This window comes from Aquiflexum sp. (assembly GCF_977115555.1).
The window spans coordinates 1-2905 of the sequence record NZ_CDSBKL010000465.1 but is presented as its reverse complement, the minus strand read 5'-3'; the positions used below and the strand labels follow the sequence as shown (position 1 = coordinate 2905).

Sequence of the window (2905 nt, the reverse complement as noted above, 5' to 3'; positions counted from 1 at the left end):
GGAAAACCCCTACTTGGACCCCGTTCCAGGTTTCGTCATAGGTTTCATTAGATTCCCTTCCCACATGGTAGCTAACTCCGGCCGCGGCTAAAAGATCTCCTTCATAGGTGGCATCGATAAATACTTTGCCTTTGAAGGTCTTTCCGGAAAGTGTCGTGATAGAAACAATTTTTCCTTGCTCTTTGGACACCCCATTTTCCCTATCCAGCCATTCATCACGAAAAACCTGAATATCATTTTCTCTTACAAAATCCTCGAAGATCATTTCCGCCACATGCGGTTCAAAAATCCACATTGTTCGTGCATTGCCATCTATGGGAGGCGTGCCTTGACCTTTGTTTCCATATTCCTCCCTTTTCTGCCATTTCCACGCGGAGTCGTTTTGGTAGTGCATATACACCCTGTGGTAAAATTCCCTTGCCAATCCCCCAATCACAGATTTGTCCCCGGTATCTGTAAATCCCAATCCTCCCGAGGACAAGCCACCAAGATGAATATCGGGTGATACCACCAATACAGATTTACCCATTTTCTTGGCCTGAACCGCAGCGGTAATTCCGGCAGAAGTGGCCCCATAGATGATGATGTCGGCTTCGAATTCATTGGATTGATATGTTTTGGTACAGCTTGATAAAACTAACAAAACAAATATCAGAAGGTAAGATAAGGTGGTTTTCATTCTTAAATTATGATAAGATTATAAATTTTTGGTGGTACTTTCTCGGTGTGAAATTATGACTCGATTACTACAGCAATTTGTAGAAAAATGACCTTCTTCTTTTTCTCAATCAACCTTTTTCAAAATAAGGGATTTTACCTCAAGTCCTGCATCCTCTCCTCCTTTTGTCCTTAAAGTAAGTTCCATTGGTTCTTTTTCTAACCTCAATTTTCCCAAAAGCACCAAAGGCCAGTTTTTTTCATAAACCTCTCCGCGGGGAACCCTGTCCGGGCTTGGGATAATCTCTGCGGCATGGGATTCCTGAATGCTCGCTTCCAACGTTTTCCCATTCAATTCAAGAATAATTTCCAGCGGAGCAGTATTTGAAAGTTGCGCAGATATCTCATACTCACTATCCTGCACTGTCTCTATGTCCCAATATACCTGATCAGATTCAGCAGAAAAGCCCACAAACCAATCATTGGCCCATCCCATGTTTCCTTTGAATTTCACTCCACCCTCTTTTTTCGCATCAGGGGCAGGAAGTTCCACGAATGTGATACCGGCATGCCCTACCTGTATCGCAGGGGGTTCAGTTCCCTTTATGGTGATCTTTTGAAACCAATTCAGGTATTCTTTTTCCATCTCAGCCAGCAATTCGGGATTTTCTGCTGTGATGTTTTGGTGTTGTAAATAGTCACTTTCCAAGTCGTAGAGTTCTTTTCTATCCTTTTGAATGGTAAGCAGGTATCGTTGATTCCTTATAGCACCCGGAATGGTATCAAAAATCAAATTGACATGATGTGTAAAAAAGTACCTGTCCTCCCATTCTCGGCTGCCCTCCACCAAAGGCAAAATGCTTTTTCCATGAAATTCAATATCGGGAGAAACTTCAATTTCCAATAAGTCCACCAAAGTCGGAAGAACATCTATATGCGCTGCCCAAGGTTTGATGACCTGATGCGGCTGTCCGGGAATCCGCATAAAAAACGGCACCCTCACTCCTCCTTCATCCAAATGACCCTTGATTCCCTTCATGCCTCCATTGTATCGGATACCATTTGGACCATTATCGGTCATAAAAATCACGATGGTATTTTCAAGCTTACCACTTTCAGTCAGGAAGGTCATCAATTTACCGATATTGTCATCGATGTTTTCTACCATCCCATAGACAGAAGCGTCCTTGTCATTGAGACCTTTGGCTTTGTACTTGTCAAAATACTGGTCCGGAACCTGAAACGGGCCATGTGGGGTATTGAAAGCAATCATCGTGAAAAAGGGAGTGTCCTGATCCATAAAACCGATCGCTTTTTGGGTCATAAAATCCGGTAGATATCCTTTAGAATCCACCTGCTCAAAATTATGGGTGAGTTTAGTGTCAAAGTAATTATTCAAATGACCATCGGTAAATCCCAAAAATTCGTCAAATCCCTGTCCTATAGGATCATGGGGAAACTGTTTTCCCTGATGCCATTTTCCAAATAATCCTGTCCTGTATCCCTCCGGTTTTAAAATTTCAGCTATCGTCACTTCTTCCTCCCGCATCACTTCCATCCTGTGAGTCACCCAAGTGGTGCCGGTTGCAGGATGATATCTTCCTGTAAGAAGACTTGCCCGTGTAGGTGCACAGACCGGGGAAACATAAAATCTGTCAAAAACTATGGATTGGGAAGCCAAGGAATCAATTTGTGGCGTTTCCAAAAATTCATTTCCATGAAAAGAAAGGTCTCCCCATCCTTGGTCATCAGTGATGATCAGAAGGACATTTGGTTTTGGGGCGATAGATTCACTTTGACAGGAACTGAAAAATACCCAAGCAAACAAAAGTAAAAAACAGAAAGATGCTGGGAATTTCATGGTTATTCAGGCTTGGGATAGTACAATCAAGATAACTGAAATTATTTGAAAACATCAAGAAATATCAATGCTTATCCCTATTTTTAGAAGACAAAAAACCTATAACCTATGAAAACAAGATTAGAAACAACCCTTCTTATTACCGCTTTATTTCCTTTTTTGATTTTTTCATGCAGCCAAAAAACAGAGGAAAAAGCAGTAGAATCAACAGAAACCTCCAAATTTTTAAACCCGCCATTAATCAGTGATTTGTTTACCGCTGACCCTTCTGCCCATGTATTTGAAGGTACAGCTGCCAATTACCCCTTCGAAAACGAGTTTTCAGCTAAGGCTTTTGAAGATTGTGGGCTCAAAGTGCTGGAAGGGACCATGATCACCGTACTTGGC

General features: G+C 42.0%; 2 protein-coding genes and 1 pseudogene. 1 reads left to right on the top strand and 2 read right to left on the bottom strand.

Annotated elements, in window-relative coordinates; genetic code table 11:
• Both ACZFYI_RS18310 and ACZFYI_RS18305 read right to left on the bottom strand, forming a co-directional pair.
• The coding region (locus ACZFYI_RS18310; protein ID WP_462525567.1) for an FAD-dependent oxidoreductase at positions 1–679 on the bottom strand (679 nt) is incomplete at its 3' end.
• 105 nt (positions 680–784) lie between these two features.
• Positions 785–2518 (bottom strand): arylsulfatase, encoded by a 1734-nt coding sequence (locus tag ACZFYI_RS18305; RefSeq protein WP_462525566.1) that lies wholly within the window; start codon positions 2516–2518, stop codon positions 785–787.
• Between the two features lie 108 nt (positions 2519–2626).
• On the opposite strand from ACZFYI_RS18305, the pseudogene ACZFYI_RS18300 reads away from it, so the two are divergent.
• A pseudogene (locus ACZFYI_RS18300) lies at positions 2627–2905 on the top strand (hypothetical protein); the annotation flags it as partial.